At 61.1% G+C, this 18441-nt stretch carries 17 protein-coding genes and 2 tRNA genes; 13 read left to right on the plus strand and 6 right to left on the minus strand.

Features of this window, described 5'->3' with window-relative positions; genetic code table 11:
- The 3 genes from glmU to FJ320_07465 all read right to left on the minus strand — a co-directional run bounded on the left by glmU (window position 1) and on the right by FJ320_07465 (window position 3373).
- Window positions 1-1347, minus strand: a complete 1347-nt coding sequence (gene glmU / locus FJ320_07455; protein ID MBM3925809.1) for a UDP-N-acetylglucosamine diphosphorylase/glucosamine-1-phosphate N-acetyltransferase — start codon at window positions 1345-1347, stop codon at window positions 1-3.
- Window positions 1348-1516: 169 nt separating this feature from the next.
- The gene (locus FJ320_07460) at window positions 1517-2443 is read right to left on the minus strand and encodes a sortase (GenBank protein ID MBM3925810.1); all 927 of its coding nucleotides are present in this window, start codon (window positions 2441-2443) and stop codon (window positions 1517-1519) included.
- Window positions 2444-2464: 21 nt separating this feature from the next.
- Window positions 2465-3373 carry a high frequency lysogenization protein HflD gene (locus tag FJ320_07465; protein MBM3925811.1) on the minus strand — a complete coding sequence of 303 codons (909 nt, stop codon included), beginning with the start codon at window positions 3371-3373 and terminating at the stop codon, window positions 2465-2467.
- Between the two features lie 370 nt (window positions 3374-3743).
- On the opposite strand from FJ320_07465, the gene FJ320_07470 reads away from it, so the two are divergent.
- Window positions 3744-3947: a hypothetical protein gene (locus FJ320_07470; protein MBM3925812.1), complete on the plus strand. Its 204-nt coding sequence runs from the start codon at window positions 3744-3746 to the stop codon at window positions 3945-3947.
- A gap of 71 nt (window positions 3948-4018) precedes the next feature.
- Here FJ320_07470 and FJ320_07475 read toward each other — a convergent pair whose 3' ends face one another.
- Both FJ320_07475 and FJ320_07480 read right to left on the minus strand, forming a co-directional pair.
- On the minus strand, window positions 4019-5365 hold the full coding sequence (locus FJ320_07475; protein ID MBM3925813.1) for a tetratricopeptide repeat protein: 1347 nt from the start codon (window positions 5363-5365) through the stop codon (window positions 4019-4021).
- A 95-nt stretch (window positions 5366-5460) separates the two neighbouring features.
- Window positions 5461-6963: a DUF4331 domain-containing protein gene (locus tag FJ320_07480; protein MBM3925814.1), complete on the minus strand. Its 1503-nt coding sequence runs from the start codon at window positions 6961-6963 to the stop codon at window positions 5461-5463.
- Window positions 6964-7500: 537 nt separating this feature from the next.
- On the opposite strand from FJ320_07480, the gene FJ320_07485 reads away from it, so the two are divergent.
- From FJ320_07485 to FJ320_07525, 9 genes are all read left to right on the plus strand, one after another.
- Window positions 7501-7575, plus strand: a tRNA-Arg gene (locus FJ320_07485).
- Between the two features lie 27 nt (window positions 7576-7602).
- A tRNA-Pro gene (locus FJ320_07490) sits at window positions 7603-7677 on the plus strand.
- 199 nt (window positions 7678-7876) lie between these two features.
- Entirely contained in the window at window positions 7877-8620 is a 744-nt protein-coding gene (locus FJ320_07495) for a hypothetical protein (GenBank protein MBM3925815.1), read from the plus strand.
- A gap of 93 nt (window positions 8621-8713) precedes the next feature.
- Window positions 8714-9934 carry an MFS transporter gene (locus FJ320_07500; protein MBM3925816.1) on the plus strand — a complete coding sequence of 407 codons (1221 nt, stop codon included), beginning with the start codon at window positions 8714-8716 and terminating at the stop codon, window positions 9932-9934.
- 54 nt (window positions 9935-9988) lie between these two features.
- A complete protein-coding gene (locus tag FJ320_07505) occupies window positions 9989-11212 on the plus strand; it encodes an MFS transporter (protein ID MBM3925817.1) in 1224 nt (407 codons plus the stop codon).
- A gap of 71 nt (window positions 11213-11283) precedes the next feature.
- Window positions 11284-12069 (plus strand): SDR family oxidoreductase, encoded by a 786-nt coding sequence (locus tag FJ320_07510; GenBank protein ID MBM3925818.1) that lies wholly within the window; start codon window positions 11284-11286, stop codon window positions 12067-12069.
- Window positions 12006-13175 (plus strand): Ldh family oxidoreductase, encoded by a 1170-nt coding sequence (locus tag FJ320_07515; GenBank protein ID MBM3925819.1) that lies wholly within the window; start codon window positions 12006-12008, stop codon window positions 13173-13175. Before FJ320_07510 ends, FJ320_07515 begins: the two co-directional genes overlap by 64 nt.
- Window positions 13176-13275: 100 nt before the next feature.
- Complete coding sequence (locus FJ320_07520; protein MBM3925820.1) at window positions 13276-13941, plus strand: hypothetical protein; 666 nt, start codon at window positions 13276-13278, stop codon at window positions 13939-13941.
- A 92-nt stretch (window positions 13942-14033) separates the two neighbouring features.
- The gene (locus FJ320_07525; GenBank protein ID MBM3925821.1) at window positions 14034-14435 is read left to right on the plus strand and encodes a DUF3291 domain-containing protein; all 402 of its coding nucleotides are present in this window, start codon (window positions 14034-14036) and stop codon (window positions 14433-14435) included.
- Here FJ320_07525 and thrC read toward each other — a convergent pair.
- Window positions 14432-15499, minus strand: a complete 1068-nt coding sequence (thrC, locus tag FJ320_07530; GenBank protein ID MBM3925822.1) for a threonine synthase — start codon at window positions 15497-15499, stop codon at window positions 14432-14434. The two genes, FJ320_07525 and thrC, sit on opposite strands and share 4 nt — an antisense overlap.
- 105 nt (window positions 15500-15604) lie before the next feature.
- Here thrC and FJ320_07535 point away from each other — a divergent pair, with 105 nt between their 5' ends.
- From FJ320_07535 to FJ320_07545, 3 genes are all read left to right on the plus strand, one after another.
- Entirely contained in the window at window positions 15605-16513 is a 909-nt protein-coding gene (locus FJ320_07535) for a polysaccharide deacetylase (GenBank protein ID MBM3925823.1), read from the plus strand.
- 1 nt (window position 16514) lies between these two features.
- Window positions 16515-17453: a polysaccharide deacetylase gene (locus FJ320_07540; GenBank protein MBM3925824.1), complete on the plus strand. Its 939-nt coding sequence runs from the start codon at window positions 16515-16517 to the stop codon at window positions 17451-17453.
- A gap of 222 nt (window positions 17454-17675) precedes the next feature.
- Window positions 17676-18441: hypothetical protein (locus FJ320_07545; GenBank protein MBM3925825.1), on the plus strand; the 766-nt coding region annotated here is incomplete at its 3' end.

Here is an 18441-nt window from a genome sequence, read left to right on the forward strand (position 1 = left end):
CTAGGAGCTTTTCTCTAAGATTCTAGCAGGAACACCCACCGCTAGTCTATTCTTTGGCACGTCTTTAGTGACAACCGAGCCTGCGCCGGTGGACGCGCCGTCCCCCACTTTTACAGGCGCCACCAGCATAGTGTCGGAGCCGATGAAAGCGTTGTCGCCAATCTCGGTGCGGTGCTTGTCCACGCCGTCGTAGTTGCAGGTCACGAGGCCTGCCCCCAGGTTGGTGTTGGCGCCCACCGATGCGTCGCCGACGTAGCCGAAGTGACCCATCTTCACGCCCCGCTTCAGCCTGCTCTCCTTGACCTCTGCGAAGTTGCCGATGTGGACTTGGGATTCGATATGGGTGCGCTGGCGGAGGTGGCTGAAGGGGCCTACGTCCACGTCCGGCTCCAGGGTAGACTCCTCGATAAACGACGCGGTGACGCGGCACCTGTCGCCAATGGTTGAGGCGCGGACGAAGCTGTTGGGGCCGATGGTACAGTCTCGCCCGATGCGCGCCGCGCCCTGGATAATGGTGTTGGGCAGGATGACGGTGTCCTGTCCAATGACCGCCTCGGCGTCGATATAGGTGGCGGCCGGGTCCGTGATGGTGACGCCCTGGCGCATCCACTTCTCGCAGATGCGGCGTCGAAGGGCGGCCTCAGCCTGGGCTAGCTGTACACGGTCGTTAACGCCCATACCCTCGTTGGGGTCCTTTGAGACCATTGATTCCACGGTTTTTTTCTCCTTGACGGCCATAGATATAAGGTCGGTCAGGTAATACTCGCCCCGGGGGCTTTTCTTGAGCCGGGACAGGTTGGGCCAGAGCCATGAAGCGTCGAAGCAGTAGACGCCGACGTTGACCTCCATGGCCTCCTCATTCATGGCGGCGTCTGAGGCTTCGACAATGCCCGTTACGCGGCCACGGGCGTCGCGCCGTATGCGCCCCATGTCGGGTTGCAGAGCGCCGGTGGTGGTGAGGAGGGTAATGGCGGCGGACGACTGGATGTGCTTGGATACGAGGGCCTGAAGCGTTTCCGCGCGTATTAACGGCGAGTCGCCGCCCATGACGATAACGCGCTGGGCCTTGCCTTCCAGCGCCGTCGCGCACTGCAGCAGAGCGTGGCCGGTGCCCAGGGGTTCGGGTTGCTCCACATATCGGACGGTATCGCCCAGGAGGCCGCGAAGGCCCTGAGCGCCGCTGGGGGATACCACCAGGGTCACGTCGTCGATGCCGGACTGGCGCAAGGCCTCGACGGCGTAGGCGATCATGGGCTTGCCGCCCACGGGGTGCAGCACCTTGGGGACGCTGGACTTCATACGCTGGCCCTGGCCCGCGGCCAGTATCACGCCTGCCCAGTCTTTCATGGACACCTCCCGCCCGGCCAATGGCAGCCGGGGCTCCCGACTCCATGCTATTTTAACAGGGGCTTACATCCAAGGGTGAGTTCTATCTCTGGAGCGGAGGAGGTATGGGGTTCAAGGCTAACTATCTATGCGGACGAGTCGAGTAGTCCTAAGCGAAGACTTACTTTACCTATAACTCAGCCACGCCAATAAGCTCGGCGGTCATCAGAAATCGATGGGTGGGCTTGTTGGGCGGGACGCAGGTGACAAGGACTATCTCCGCCTTTGGGGCGTAAAGGTTCTTATGAAAGTACCCGCTGTCCATCTCAACGGACGTAAGGATCACAGGCTTGCCGTAAGCGCGGTATAAGTAGGCGCTGCCCCCAGCGAATAAGATCACGTCCACGGGCTCACCATTTGTTATCTTGTCCATTACAGAGGGAAGCTGCTCGAATTTTTCGTCGCTGGGGCCGGAACTGCGAATGTGCCCGAAGTACCAGCCTCGCGCGCCTTCGCCAGGGTTGCCGGCAGTCTCGATTCGGCCTATGGACCCCTTGGGCTGCTGGTAGTACAACTTGTTGTCCTCATCCTTAATGAGGTCGAGGGTATTCACCGGGGCGTCCACGTCTATGGAGGGAACAAGAATCCGTTCAGCAGGAGGCAGAGCGCCCAGGCTTGGCAGAGTGTCTTGGAGGGACTCGAAGATATAGGTTTTGCCAAAGGCGTTGACGCTTATCTTTTCTTTGGCAGGCGGTTTCGGGGTGGCGGTGGGAATGGGGGCAGGGGAGGTGTACGCCGGGTCAACGCGGGGTTCTGGCGACGGTGCCGGCTCTTGCGACGCGGCGATGGGAGTCCCAGGCGCTGCCGGGTTGGGAGGTGTCGGCAGGTCAATGGCGATGGAATCGTTTTCTGAGGGCAGCGGGAGGTAGGAGGGTGTGTCCTGGAGCGAGGCGACCTGGGCGGTAAGCTGGGTGAGGAACCGGTCTGCGCTCTGGTCCTGCCGCCAGTAGAAGAGTGGCATCCCCGCGGCCACGCCCAGGCCTGACAGGACCAGAAGCCAGGCGGCTATAACGGCGGCGCGTCTGGTCTTTAATCGAGCTGTCAACCTTTTGAGCATGTCGTGAGCCTCAAGCCGTTCTTAGAAGTTGGACGTGGCTTTTAGGATAATGATCAGGCCGGCTGCGGAAATCACGGCGGCGCTGCCCACAGGGAAAAACCTCATAGCTGCTTCTCCCACTTTTGACATTGCGCCATGCTGATGGCCGGTGAAGCGGAACAGCAGCTTTCGGCCATAGAGGAAGAGAAGGGCTACGGCGGTCAGCGTGCCCGCCAGCCCAAGGCTGAAGGCCACCACCAGAAAGAGGCCAAACCCGATGCGATGCAGGGCTATGGCGCTGAGCATGATAACGACGGCGGAGGGGCAAGGCAGAAGGCCGCCTGTCACGCCCACGGTCATCAGGCTCTTCCAGTTCACATCTCCACCGTGAGGGATGTGCTGATGGCTGTGCGGGTGATCGCGTTCAGCTTTGTCATCGGCGCGTTCATGGCCGTGGGAATGGGGGTGGTGGAGCCTGGATACGAGGCCAAAGGCGGGAAGCCGCGTCTTCAGCCACGAAGTGTCGCCCAGCAGCGCCCGCAGCCGCGACTGCAGGAGCCAAAGCCCCAGGCCAATCACTAGAATGCCGGAGGTAAGCTCAATCCAGGGGAACAGGTCTTCAGCCAGGATGTATTGAGACGCGAGAAGCGTTACCAGGCCCAGGGCGAAGACGGTGATGGTGTGAGTGACGGTCACAGGAATGCCGATGAGGAAGGCGTGTTTGAAGCTGGCCCTGGAACCCACCAGGTAGGCCGCTACGATGGTCTTGCCGTGGCCGGGCGAGAGGGCATGCAAAGCGCCCCATAGCATGGCCGCCAGGGCGGAGAAAAGCAGCACCGGCAGAGTCAGGCTTTCGGTGGTAATAAGGGAGGTGAAGCCTCCGCCCTTGTCGGTAGACGGAGAGGGCGCCGACGGGAGAAGCGCCGGCGGAGGCCGCGAGGGCGTCCGCAATCGTAAAGCCTAGCTCCACCCTGCGAGTCTCCAGCGGGCTTTGCAGCAGGTTCTCAGGATACGCGGTAAGCTCCTGGCTCAGGTCGGAGGAGGGGGCCGGGCCTTGTATCTCGACCCCCGGGGCCGGGCGCACCACTATCTCCTTCCAACCCAATCGATTGGGGTGGTTGCCATCGCTGTACGATATCTGATAAGCCCGGCCCTCAGTGTATGGAAACTGTGCCTCAAACCACGCCGCCAATCGAAGGGTCTGAAGTCCGGCCTCGCCTGGTGATTGGATAAACTCGGCGTTTTGAGGCGACGCCAGAAGATTAAGCTCCTCGCCTGCTACGGAGAGTTTGAGGTTCTTGGCTAGCTCGATAACTTCCTTTTGCAGATAGGCCCGGGACTCAGCCTGGTCCACCTGGCCGTCTTTATTGGCATCTATCTCCTGGGTCTCCTGGAAGGCTGGAATCTCAGCCATGTCTATGACGTATCTGACCCTGATTACGCCCGCGTATATCTCCATCCTGCTGTATTGGTTAATGGTAAAGTTTCCCAGTGGGTGGGCCTCAGCGTTGTTGGGCCGTATTAGGCCTGACAGTGCGCCTACGATAGCCAGGGCTACGACTAATAGTGCGACGCGGCGGCAGAAGATACGCCCGGTCATGGCTTAGGGGCACCGTTGGCAGATATCTCTCGCAGGATTTCCTCCGCCCGGCTTTTGTGGATGAGAGAGAAAAAGGGATTGATATCCAGGGCTTCGGTCAGAAGCGTCCGCGCTTCCTGTTCGAGGCCAAGGGAGTGGCTGATGGCGCCGGCGTGGAAGAGCATCAGCGCGTCCTTGGTGCCAAGCTTTAGGGCCTCGCGGGAGTAGCCCAACGCCTCCTGCGAGCGGCCGTTTTTGAAGAACGCCCAGGCCAGGGCGTCGGCGGCGTGGACGCTAGGGCGACGCTGGTATTCCAGTGTCGCTCTGTCCAGGGCCGAGGACGGGTTGTTTCCAAGGTCGGCGTCGAAAAGCACCATTTCCAAATCCGTGTTCACCCCGCTCTGCTGGTACAACCTTGTCTGGAGGTTCACCAGTTCCACGGCCCGCGACGCCTCCTCAAGGTTGCCGGCGGCGATGTGCGTCTCCGTCAGAAGGATGGCGTATTCAGGCGCGGGATACCGTTCTACAACCTTTTCATGGGCGGCGATGGCTTTTGGAAAGTCGCCGCTGGCCGCGTAGATTCGGGCCAGGGCGGCCTCGGCGGGGATATAGTCCGCGTATAAGTCCAGGGCCTTGAGGTACTCGAGTTGGGCGGCGGCAAGGTCGCCGGTCTTGAAATAGAGGTGGCCTAGCTGCACCAGCGTCCATGACGTGCCTTCGGAAGCGCGTCCCCCCGCTTCAACGGCCTGCCGCATGGCCTGTATGGCCCCCGGCATGTCGCCCTGGAGCTCGCGGGCGTAGGAGACTCTTGAGTAGGAGCTCAGGTCCGGCCTCAGGTCCACCATCCGCTGGAAGGTCTCCCAGGCCTGGCTGTACTGGCCCAACTCGAGATAAGCGTCGCCGATGACCCCTTGCGCGGCGCTGCTGTAGGGGTTGATGGATGCCGCCTGCCGCCCATAGTCGAGGGCTTCCTGGAACTGGTGGCGGGACAACGCCAGAGCGCCCAGGCCTATTAGCGCGTCGGCGTGGCGGGAGTCCAGGGCTAAGGATTTTTCGAAAGCCCTTTGGGCCATGGAATAGTAGCTGGGATTGCTGGTGTCCCTGGCCTTTTGCAAGTACGCGCCGCCCAGGCTGGCGTAGGCTTGAGGGCTCTCAGCGCCGGAAGAGAGCCTGTCCTGGAGCGTCTGTATGAGCCGGTCCGTGGACGCCGCGCCGCCCAGACCGGAAGGGGCGGTATTGGCAGGGGAGGCGTCGGGGGCTATGGCCTGCCTGATTACCAGCGTTACCGCGGCTGCCAGGAGGGCGACAAATAAGAGAGCAATGACGCTGTATCCGTTTTTCTTTGTTATGGCAGCTTGTCTCATTTGAACTCGCGCCTTGTAAGTCTTAGGACTGCTGGCGGTGGGTCCGAAAGGGCACAGACCCACCGCCTCAGGTTAAGCCTAGCTATGAGGGAGCCTTAAACAGCTACCTGCGTAACTCTTCTGGCGCGGTAGAGGACCAGGCCGCCAGCCGCGAAAGCGGCCAGGCCTGCTCCTACAAACCACCAGAGGGAGGTAGACTGGCTGCCGGTATCGGGTGCGCCAACCTTGCCGTGGGGAACACTCTGGAAGCCTTGCCACGGATGGGCCAGGTAGGGGAACTTGTCGTGGAACTCAGCATCGTTTTCATCCACGCCGTCGCCCAACTTAACGCCGGTAGCGTCCGGGGTAAAGTCTGGATGGAACAAGGGGTAGGCCGCGCCAGCCACAGCTCGCAGCGAGATGTCGGTAACGTCGTCGGCCAGGCGGCGGCCATTGGGATAGCCCGCCAAGTCCCCACCCAGGACTCCCATGGCGTTGGGGTCGTCGCTGGGCGGTACGGCCACGTTCAGCCTCAACTGCTCGGAGGGCACCACGTCCTTAGGCATGGTGAGGCCCTCAATGCCGGTGAGGAAGATGGCGATAAGGTCATCCCGCTGGTCCGCGCTGCCAAAGGCCCCCTGGGGCGGCGCCTCAATGCCATAGAGGGCCTTCAGGAGCTTGCCAAGCTCAGGGTCAGTGACGTAGTTGGCGAACTGAGCGTCATCGGCGGGCACGGAGGCGTTCCACTTGTCCTTATCACCCAAGGGAATGACAACCTCGTTCACTAGAGGAGCGCCCAGCCGGGACACCTGCACCCAGTCGCCGGAGGTTTCCGGCGTGTCGCCCATATCGGAAAGCACCTTGGTGGCCATTCGAGACGAAGTGCCCCAGACGCCAATGACGGCATTTTCGTCAGTGGGGTCGTCGGGCATGGCTCCGTCCTTGGTGAGGTGCTTTATGGGAACCTGGATAGCGATGGAGTGGACGTTGTAGCCTTGCAGTCCGTCCACGCCGCCGCCCTTGTTGCCTGGGAGCTTGCGAATGGTAAGGAGGTCGAATATGGCGCCCAGGTCGACGAAGAAGGCATCGTCAGTGGGGCCGGCAAAAACTTTGTATCCGTCGCCCACAGATCTGACGGCGGCCCATGCCAGGGCCTCATAGTCTGGGGTGGACTTGGGGCCGATGTTGGCCGGGGCCACGGGTAGATCGGAGGCCAGCACCGTGGAACTACTGCCCTTAACTCTGGTAACGCTATAGGTCTGGCGTATGTTCCAGTCCGTGTCTGTGAGGGAAGTAATGGGCCCAGTGTTGTAGAGGAAGGTGTCAGGGTTCATGATGTGAGTCTTGAACCTGAACTGGTAGGAGATGTCCTCAACAGCCGACCCGTCGTTGTCGATTTTGATCTCGTAGAGGACATCATCGCCAAAGTGGTGGAAGTTGGGACCTCCGGCGGGCTCCTCCATGGGATTGACGGACATGATCAAAGTCACGGTGTCCGGCTTGTCCGGGCTGACAAAGGCGTAGACGTCGGTGGTGTCAGCCTGAGGATCACTGGAGATTAGCGGGGCCTCCCTGTGGCTGGAGGCCGAGGTGATGAACGGGATCACTAAAAGGACCATGGATACTGCCGCCAGTATCACAATGGAAAGTTTGGTTCTCTGCATGGGACTCTCTCCTTGTAAGTAGTTATTGGGTCGCGCTTGCCCTTTTAGAGGCCTAACCAACACGCACTAATCCAGGTTATCTCGATTGAGTATTTTTCGGAATACATTCAAAGGGATTAGTCGTAAGCACCTGTGCTTAGTCCATATGATTACGTTATCCTCTCTAAACACTGCCTCATATTAATGATTGCGAAATAAAATCCTCCACGGATCACCGCCCTTTTGGAAGCGGGATTTTTAATGCAAAAAGCCGACAAAATTTCTTTGTGGGATAAACTTTGCGGACTAGTAAGCGCTAGCTCTACCTAACCATGAGCCGGCGTGGTACAGACTAGTCCCGTGGCTTCTTCTTTGACTCCGTGAACGCAGATCGCTCTTTGTTTGTCTGACCTCTTAAAACGTATCGCGTGCTGAGACCTCTGTTGAGCCGGGATAAAACGCCAGGGCGCAATTATTGAGAGGCGTGTCCTGGAAGGGTATACTTGGAAGGATGCCCCTGTAGCTCAGCGGATAGAGCACCGGCCTCCGGAGCCGGGTGCGGGTGTTCGATTCACCCCAGGGGCGCCACCTGTTTCCAGTACAGCTTTGTCGTATCGGGGCGTGGCGCAGCGGTAGCGCGCATGGTTTGGGACCATGAGGCCGTGGGTTCGATCCCCACCGCCCCGACCATCTTTTGCCGCCCGATTTTTTACCGGAGGAGTTAAGACCCTCATGACAGGCAGAGCCAACTGGTACTACAATCATCCCCCCACCTGCACCTGTGTCGATTGCAACGAGCGGCGGTTGGGACGCAAGAAGGATAAAGGCAAGAGTTCCTGGTTAAAGAAGTTATGGCCCTTCTCTAAGAACAAGGACTAGGAGGCGCGCGGTGGCTACGCAAGTCGTTTCTCAAAAAGAGCAAGATGTCCTGAAAATGCTGCGCTCCATACCACTGGGGCCGGTCATCGACGAGATGAACAAGATGGGCTACCACTGGATGTTGATGGAAGGCGTGCGCTCTCGAACGCCGGGGCGGCGGCTGGCGGGCCGGGCGGTGACCCTTCGATACCTGCCGCCTCGTCCCGATGTCCATCAGGAGGTTCGATACGGCACCAAGGACTCGCCCGAATACCGCGCCTACGAGCTGTGCGGCCCGGGCACGGTGCTGGTCATCGACGCCTATGGGCGCATCGACGAGCGTGGCATTGTGGGCGGGGACGTGAAGTTCCACCGCCTCAAGCGCCGCGGCTGCGAGGGCCTGGTGACCGACGGCTCGGTGCGGGACATCAACGAGATGCGGCCCTACGGCTTCGCCATTTTTACTCAGCAGACCTCCCTGGCCGCCGGCCCCACCATACCCTTCGCCTATGGCGTCAACGAAGTCGTTCAGTGCGGCGGCGTGCTGGTGAGGCCCGGCGACTACATCGTCGGCGAGGACGACGGCGTGGTGGTGATACCGGCGTCGATAATCGAGAAGGTGGTCGAAGAGGCCTCGGAGCACGACCGGCTGGAGAAGCTGCTGAAGGCGATGATGGACCAGGGCGACTTCTCGCCCGGCCAGTACTACCCCCTGAGCGAGGACAACCGGCGTCGGCTCAAGGAGGCGGCGGCCAAGAAGGGTATGAAAGCCTAAAGGATTTGTGTTAACCTTTCGTCCCGTCCAGATGACCGTTAGGCATCGGGGCGGGTCTTCTTTTGCCCTGGTGGCCGCAATAGCAAGGCTTCTTTGAAAAAACTCCACGAATACGCCGCCCTCCGTTCCCTCAAATACCCCGCCTTCCGATATCTGTGGCTATCCGTCTTCCTGTGGGCAGCGGCCAACTGGATGCAGCGGCTGGCGGTGAGCTGGCTTGTGCTGAAAGAGACTGAGAGTCCCATAGCCGTGTCCATGGTCTATGCCTTCAACTTCATGCCCAACCTGTTCCTGGGGCCTTTCGCCGGCGTTATCCTGGACAGGGTCAACCGCAAGCACATGCTGGTGGTCATCCAGTTAGCGGCGGGGCTGTCGTGTCTCGCCATCGCTGTCGCGGCGCTGATGGGCAGCGCCCACACGTGGTTTATTTTAACGATGTCCGGCGTTTTCGGCGTGTCAGTAGCTTTCAACATCCCGACGGTGCCCAGTATGGTCTTCGACATCGTCGAGCCGCAGGACGCGCTAAACGCCAACGCCCTGCGGACCATTGCCTTCCGCATCATGGGCATCATCGGCTCCGCCGTGGGTGGCGTACTGGTGGCGGTCATCGGCGTCGGTGGGACAGTGCTGACCTCCAGCGTCATCTTTGGCCTGGCGGCTTTTAACACCGCGCTGATCAGGTACCAGGGGCCGAAGCGGGAGGTCGCCAGAAAGTCGGTGATGCGGGAGATGTGGGAGGGATTTCGTTATTTCAGCCGCAACGGCGCTGTGGGGAGCATGATCGTCGCGGCCATGTTCGCCGAAGCCTTTGGCTTCGGAATGCTGGCCCTGGTGCCGTTCTTTGCCAACGAGGGGTTTTTGGACGTGGGGTCGGAGGGGCTGGGAGTGATGCAGGGCATGGTGGGCCTGGGCGGCGGCATCGCGGGCGTGTTCCTGGCCACGTATGGCAAGCAGGGGCGGCGAGGCTGGCTCCTAGTCATCGGCTTTGTTTTCTACAGCGTTTTCGTCGGCATCTTCGGCGCGTCCAACATATTCGCGCTGTCTATGGCGATGCTGCTGGGGTTTGGCCTGGCGGCGGGCCTTTTCGACATGACCATCGTGGTGCTATTGCAGGCCAACGTGCCCCAGGAGATGCGAGGACGCGTAATGGGGGCGTGGACGCTGGCCCTGGGCTTTGGGCCGGTGGGGGCGCTGCTGCTGGGCCTGTGGGGGGAGCTGTGGGGCGTCCGCGTGGCGCTGTACATCGGCTCGGCGATACTGGCGGCGGCGGCTGTGGCCCTAATCGCGACGCCCTGGGTGCGACGGCTGGCCTAGCTTTGGCTGTATAATCCAACCCATGCCTAAAAGACACCCTGGCCTGGACTAGCCGTGGCCCGCGGCCCCCGAATCCACGCCCTACGCTCCTTTCAGTACCCGGCTTTCCGTTACCTTTGGGTCTCAGCCTTCCTGTGGGCCGCCGCCAACTGGATGCAGCGGCTGGCAGTAAGCTGGCTGGTCTTGAAGGTCACAGGCAGCCCCTTTGCCGTCGCGTTGGTCTTCGCCCTGAACCACCTGCCCATCCTTCTGCTTGGCCCCTTTGTCGGCATCCTGATGGACCGGGTCAATCGAAAGCATCTGCTGATGGCCAACCAGGTAGCCGCGACGCTGACCTGCATAGTCATCGCCCTGGTAGCCTACTCCGACAACCCCCAGGTGTGGCTTGTCATGGTCCTGTCCTTTGTCTTCGGCGTGTCTATGGCCTTCAACGGCCCTCTTATCAACACCCTGATGTTCGACATCGTGGACGCCAAGGACGCTTTGAACGCCAACGCCCTGCGGTCCATAGGCCAGCGCTCCATGAGCATTGTCGGAGCGACGCTGGGCGGGGTGCTGACGGACGTGGTGGGCGTCGGCACCGCGGTGATGGTGTCGGCGGGAATACTGCTGGTGGCCCTGGGCAACACGGCGTTGATGAAATACCAGCGCCTCGTGGTGCAGTGGGCCAAGGCCGGGGTCTTTCGCCAGTTGGCGGAAGGCGTCCGGCACTTCAGGCACAACCCTCCTGTGAAAACCATGCTGCTGGGGACTATGGTGGCGGAGGGCTTCGGCTACGGCTCCCTGTCCCTGCTGCCCCTCTTCGCCGACGAAGGGGTCCTGGACGTCGGCTCCAAGGGCCTGGGCGTTATGCAGGGTGCCATAGGCATGGGCGGGGCTGTCGCAGGTTTTATCTGGGCCGGCTTCAGCCAGCACAAGCGTCGAGGCCTGGTGCTGGCCCTGGCCTTTGTGTGCTACGGCGTGGCGATGGCAGGCTTCTCCGTCTCCGACGTGTTTCTCCTGTCCCTGGCGGCGCTGTTGCTCTTCGGCATAGCCGCCGGCACCTATGACATGACCATTGTGGTGCTGCTGCAGGGGAACGTGCCGACGGAGATGCGGGGCCGAGTTATGGGGGCGTGGAGCTTCGCCATTGGCATCCAGCCGCTGGGGGCCATGGTGCTGGGCGCGCTGGCAGAGGCCTTCGGGGTCAGGGTTGCCATGGCGTCGGCGGCGGGCATACTGGTGGTCACATCCTTGTTTTCTATGCTGGCGGTACCTCACGTGCGCCGCCTGGCTTAACGGTTGCTCACGGGCCGTTCATGGGCTAGTCTATGGGCGCATTCACTTCAAATCTATAGGAGACCAACTCCATGCCCCAGGGAAAGTCCCGTCTTGAAGGTAAGGTAGCCATTGTCACCGGCGCCGGCGCGCGAGGCAGGGTCATGGGCAACGGCAAGGCCGCGGCCATACTCTTCGCCCGCGAAGGGGCAAAGGTGGTGGCTATGGACGTGTCCGAGGAGCGCCTGGCCGACACCATCGCCGTCATCCGAGAGGACGGCGGCGACGCCATACCCTTCGTCGGTGATGTCACCAAGTCCGGCGACTGCAAGGCGATGGTTAAGGCGGCGGTGTCCAAGTATGGGAAGTTGGACATCCTTCATAACAACGTCGGCATCAACGGCCCGGGCAGCGTGGTGGACGTCACCGAGGATGACTGGGACATGGTGATGTCCGTGAACCTGACGAGTATGGTATTGACGAGCAAATTCGCCATTCCCGAGATGATAAAGAGCGGCGGCGGCGCCATTGTCAACATTTCATCTATATCGGCCATACGCCCTCGTGGCATGACCTCATATACGGTGTCCAAAGCGGGCGTGGTGGCCCTGACCAAGGCCATGGCTCTGGACTACGCCCCGCAGAGGATTCGCGTCAACTGCCTGCTGCCCGGCCCGGCCTACACGTCCATGGTGGCGGGCGGTATGTCGGAGGAGATGCGGGACCTGCGGCGGCAGGCGTCGCCCCTGGGCATTGAGGGCAGCTCCTGGGACATCGCCTACGCTGCGTTGTATCTAGCCAGCGACGAGGCGCGATGGGTCACGGGGGCGGAGATTGTTGTCGACGGCGGCGTAAGCCTCGTCAATGCCAAGCGGTAGATTCGCAGAAGGAGGCGGACATGGTGGAGCAGTTTAAGCTCAAGCCGGAGGAGTCGGTGCGGGTCAGCGAGAAGGCCCTGCGTGCTACCGTCCAGGCCATGTTCCAGAAGGTGGGACTGGGGCGTGACGACGCCGCGCTGGCCACCGACGTGCTGGTCACTGCCGATCTGCGGGGCGTAGATACTCATGGCGTCTCCAACCTCCTCCGTCTATATCTAGAGCGATACCAGAATGGCAACATCAATGCCAAGCCCAACTGGCGCATTCTTCGCGAGTCCCCTACCACCGCAACCATTGATTCGGACACGGGCCACGGCATCATCATCACGCCCAAGGCTATGGAAATCGCCGTTGAGAAAGCTAGAAAGACCGGCGTGGGTATGGTGACCGTCACCAACGCGCGGCACCTGGCTATGGCGTCGTACCATGCCATGGTCGCGCTGAAGCACGACATGATCGGCGTATGCATGACCAGCAGCCCGCCGACGGTGGTGCCCACCTTCGCCGGCAAGCCTCTGCTGGGCACCAACCCCATCGCCTTCGCCGCGCCGGCGGACAAGGAGCCGCCCTTTGTTTTCGACGCAGCCACCAGCGTCATCCCCGACAACAAGGTGCACATCGCGCGTCGCCTGGGCATCCCGCTCCTACCCGGCTGGTTGGCCGACGACGAGGGCCGCCCCATCATGGAGCCGACGCCCGCGCCGGAGTTCGGCAAGCACAAGTTGGTCCCACTGGGCAGCGTGCGCGAGATGGGATCCCACAAAGGCTACGGCCTGGGCGCGATTGTCGACATCCTGTGCGCGGTGTTATCCAATAGCGGCTTCGGCGCTATGCGGCCTCGAATGACCTTCGCCCACTACGTTGCCGCCTACAACGTCGAAGCCTTTACCGACCTGCCGCGGTTCAAGTCGATGATGGATGAGTTCCTGCGCACCCTGAAGTCCACGCCGACCGCCCCGGGCCACGACCGTGTGCTGGTGGCGGGGCAGCTGGAGTGGGAGACTACGCAAGACCGTCTAAAGAACGGCATACCTCTCCATCAAGAGGTCATCGATTGGTTTAAGAAGGCCTGCGGCGATATGGGCATCGCGTATAACTTGACCTAGACCCGGGGCCCAAAGTATCGAGGCGTTTGCCTTTAGCCCCTAAGTCCGAGGGTGTAGAATGGTATGACGACTTTCGTAGCATAGGTATTAAGAAACAGCAATGCTGATTGAGCCAGCCAGTTCGGTTACAGACGCAGTCCTGGCGCTGGCGGCGCTGTTCGCGGCCTCCAGCCTGAGCGGCGAGGGGAAGACCTACACCCGCTGGCGCTGGGCCTTTGTGTTCATCGGCGCCGCCGCGCTCCTCGGGGCGGTCCATCACGGATTCCTGGAGGAAACGCCTTCCGTCGCGCGGCATACCTGGGCGGCCATTACCATCCTGGTCGCCATCAGCATATCCTTCGTGCTGTCGGCGACAATATCCACAGTCTTGGGCGAAGGCCGGGGGAAAATACTGCTGGCCGTGCGCACAGTGAGCCTGGCGGTCTTCATCGTTCTCGCCGTCATGGGACACGCCACCATGTCCACCCTGATGATCAGCGAGGGCGGCACTATGCTAATCATCCTGGGGCTGTGGGCCACGGCGCTGTGGAAGAGGACGCCTGTTGTGACGTTTATAATCGCTTCCATTGTTATAAGCGGGGCCGGAGGCGTTGTGCGGAGCCTGCCCGTTGGCGTGGACATAGGGGGCTGGCACTTCGGCGGGGCGGCCTGGTTCCATATCATGCAGACGTTAGGGATTGTCCTGCTATTCTTTGGTGTGGAGCGATGGGGATATAGACGGGTTGAAGCCAGAAAAATCAGGAGAGGCGGGACCTGGGTGACGTAGCCGAGTTTCGCGCCGCTGGACGCGCAGCGGACACAGATGCCCACCCCGGACTGGGCCGGCGACTAGCCTGGTCTAGGGTTTAGAGGCGCGACATGGCGGATATCAAGTGGAAGACGCTGACGGATATCAAGCCAGACCAGGAATACCTGGTCATGGCATCCTTCCTGCCATTGAGGGGTCTGTGGCGCGTGCCCAGGTTTCTTTTCTACACCGCGGACATACAAAAACAGCTTAACCAGACCAGGGGAGTCGTCGGATATGGGCTGAGGGCGCTTTTGCTCAAGCGTCGCTTTTACACGCTGTCGGCGTGGGAGAGCCAGGAGGCGCTAAGCGAGTTCAACAGGGCCATGCCCCATAGCGAGATTGCGATGCGTCTGAAGCGGCGCATGGGCAAGTCCAAGTTCGTGTTCTGGAAGGCCAAGGGGAGCGGACTGCCGCCGACATGGGATCAGGCTTTTAGCAGACTCGCGATGCCGAAGGAGCCTAAGGGTTAGCCCGCCGGTATCCTGTCCTTAAATCCAAACCCCGTCAGCGGCGCCAGCACCACCTCGTCCCGCCCAATGGCCCCCGCCCGCACCAGCGCCTCCAACCCCGCCAGCGCCGCCGCCGAAGTCGGCTCCGCCAGCAGACCTTCCTCGCTCGCTAGCAGCGATTGCCATAGCAGAATCGACTCCTCAGACACCGCCACCGCTTGGCCGCCGCTGTCGTTGATTACTTGAAGGCATTGTTGAAGCCTCGGCGGGCGTTCCACGGCGATGCCGCCCGCCACCGTAGCCACGCCCCCGCTGGGCCGCCACGCGTCGCCTCGATATGCCGACGCTAGCGGCTGGCAGGCTTCGGTCTGGACGGCGTGAAGCCTTGGCATGGACTTGGCCCTGCCATCCTTCATAGCCTCCACCCAACCCTTCCACGCGCCAATGAGCAGCGACCCGTTGCCGACAGGGAAGAGGACGTGTCGGGGCGGCGGGTCCATCTGGGTAATGACCTCTTGAGCAAAACTTTTAGTGCCCTCGATAAAGTAGGGACTGAGGTTATGAGAGGCATAGACTACGCCCTGCTCTCGGCAGTAGCGCTGGCAGGCCTCCGTCACCGCCTGCCGTCCGCCCTCGACCTTCACAATCTCGGCGCCGTAAAAGGCGATCTGCGACAGCTTCATGGCGGGCGCTGAGGCCGGGACAAAGATGGTGGCCTTGATGCCGGCGCGGGCTGAGTATGCAGCCATGGCCGCCCCGGCGTTCCCTGACGAGTCCTCGGCCACTCGCGATACGCCGTGGTCTTTGAGCATGGACACCAGCATGGCCGCGCCACGGTCCTTGAAAGAGCCAGTGGGGTTGCGGTACTCCAGCTTGGCGTAGAGGCGGCGCAGGCCCAGCCGCCGACCGATGGCGTCAAGTTGCACGACAGGGGTGTGACCCTCGCTCATGGTCACGGCCAGGGGGCTGGTGATAGGTGTGGAGGGGTCCACGTCCACGGGTGCGCCGCAGTCCTCGCAGGCCAGGAGGTTGGGCGAGGCCGGATGGGGCTTGTGGCACTGGGCGCAGACAAACTTTGTATCCATGGGGACACTATACTACCCTGCCGTGGGCCTTGCTAAGTATCACTGATAGCTATATCGTTGTCGGCTATTGCGCTCGGTTTGATTACTGAGCGAGGGTTGAAACTTATGGCGCTGCCGCCCTACCGAGTTGACTACAGTCCTATCATAGACCGGCCAAGGATCGTCTGGCCTGGCGGAGCTCGTGTGGCCCTGTGGGTGTCGCCCAACGTGGAGCATTACGAGTACCTGCCTGCCGCCAGGGACAGCCGGAACCCATGGCCTCGGACGCCCCACCCGGACGTGCAGCAGTATTCGTACAAAGACTACGGCAACCGGGTCGGCTTCTGGCGGATGCTGGAGGCGCTGGACGAGTTCAAGATTCGATGCACGCCGTCGCTGAACCTGGCGGTGCTGGACCACTACCCTCAGATTCGGGACGCCATGGTGGAGCGCGACTGGGACTACATGTCCCATGGCATCTACAACACCCAGTTCCTCAGCTCGTATACCGAGGAGCAGGAGCGCGAGTTTTATCAGGACTCCATTGAGACGCTGAAGCGGCACACGGGGAAGCGGCTCAAGGGGATGTTGGGGCCTGGAATTTCGGCCACGGAGCGCACGCCGGACCTTATGGCCGAGGCCGGGCTTATCTACCACGCCGACTGGTGGCACGACGACCAGCCCGTCCCCATCAAGGTCAAGAAGGGCCGACTCATATCCATGCCCTACACCATCGAGCTAAACGACGGCATCCTCTTTCGCAACCACTTTGAGGGCGAACACTTCATCGAGATATGCAAGGCCCAGTTCGACCAGCTCTACGAGGAAGGCGCCGAGAACGGCCGCGTCATGTGCATTGCCCTGCATCCCTTCGCCACCGGCCAGCCCCACCGGTCGCGATACCTGTACAAGGTCTTCGAGTACATCCTCAAGCACTCCGGCGTGTGGCAGACCACCGCCGACGAAATCGCGGAACACTACCTGGCCCGCTGCTACGACAACGCCGTCGAGTCTGCCCGGCGGACGAGCCGCTAGCATGAGCATCCGGTGCCGTCCCGGCATGGACCACCCCCACTACGACTACTCGCCGATCGTCGAAAGGCCGTCGCTGAAGTGGCCTGACGGCGCGCGGGTGGCGGTCATGGTTATCATCAATCTGGAACATATGGAGTGGCGACCCCCGGAGGGCAGCTACCAGCCGCCGTCCCTGACGGCGGGGATTGTGGGCGGCAGCGGCGGTACGCGGCCCTTCCCGGACTACAGCCGCTTCTCGCATCGAGAGTACGGCCACCGCGTTGGCGTCTTTCGGCTCCTGGCTATGCTTAAAAGACATAACATACCTGCCACCATCGCCATGGACGCCCTCACCGCCAAACACTATCCCTATCTGGTGCGGCATTGCCTGGAGCAGGGCTGCGAAATCATCGGCCACGGTATTTCGGCCAGCCGGATGATAACCAGCCGCATGTCGGAGGATGAGGAGCGCCGGTACATCAAAGAGTCGTTGGAGGCGCTAAAGAAGGCCGCAGGCCAGTCGCCAAATGGGTGGTTTGGCCCCGAGTACGGCGAGTCGCAACGCACGCCGTCGCTTCTGGCCGAGGCCGGTGTCCGGTACGTGTGCGACTGGGCCAACGACGAGCAGCCCTACGCCATGAAAGTATCCAAGGGCCAGCTTTATGCCCTGCCCATCGCCTTTGAACTGGACGATGTGAATGCCATGTTTGTGCGCACGGTGCCTATAACTCGCTACGTGAAAATGGTGAAGGACACCTTCGATGTCCTCTATAAGGACAGCGCGGCTAGCGGGCGGCTGCTGGTTATCAACCTACGCCCTTGGTTCAGCGGCCAGCCCTTCAGGGCGCGATTGTTAGACCAGGCCTTCGCCCACATCGCGTCGCGCCGCGGCGTTTGGGCGGCCACGGGGTCCAGGATAGTCGATTGGTTTAGAGGCCAGGACTCGTCCAGGCGCCGCTAGCGGTTGCGGGGCGGTGCGGGTCGACTAGGTCTTTGCGCTTAGTACGTTTAACAAAGCGGCAGAATCTCTTTGTGCGATATTTATCCAAAGGCAGAGGCCGTAGGATTATTACGGCTCGTTGGATGGCAGGAAGTCTTGCTATGTCAACCTAGTTGCGGCAGTCATAGGGCAAGAAAGGACGTTTTCAGCGTCTAAAATCTTCCAATGGGCTGAGGTGGCTCTATGCGCATCAGGGTTTTGACTTCGCGCGTGAGTGCCGGCGAGCGGGGCCAGATGGCTATAGCCATACTCCTGGCCATTCCTCTGGTGTTTATGTTTTTTGCCCTGGCTCTGGACGCTGGAATGTGGTTCTTCGACCATCGCAGGGCCCAGAACCAGGCCGACGCCGCCGCGCTGGCCGCCGTGCAGGAGCTTCCTTACGCCTCGACGGCGGTGGCTAGGGATGCGGCGCTGGACTGGCTTGAGAAGAACGGCGCGGCACGCGAATCAGTCTGCGACTCCGACAACTCCTCTGACGACTGGACGTTCTTTGACGGCGGCGTGGCCTTCCAAAATCGAGGCGGCGGCACGGGTTATTTCGACACCGTTCGCGTTTGCGTGAGGAGGGATTCTTTGATCCTTTTCAGCGCCCTGTCCGGCGTGGCAGGCATCAAAGTTAGCGCCGCGGGGGCGGCCGGCATCATCACTCAGAGCACATACTACGCTATCTTTGCCAATCGGGCCTGCGTCAATATTATACCTAGCCTAGATTTTCCTGGGTCCAACGCAACGGTCATAGGCGGAATGCATTCGAATTGCAACTTAAAGGTCGGCGGAAGCAACAATACCTTTGCCGGCCTCATGACCTATGCCCACGCTCTGGAAGTTTCCGGCTCTAACAACCACTGCAATGGCAGTCCCTGCATCTCTGACGCAGACAGCACACCTGTTATACCCATGCCCATCAATTACACATATGATGACGTTCCCTGCACTTACACCGGCGTAT

This window comes from SAR202 cluster bacterium, from assembly GCA_016872285.1.
Lineage (GTDB): Bacteria > Chloroflexota > Dehalococcoidia > Lucifugimonadales.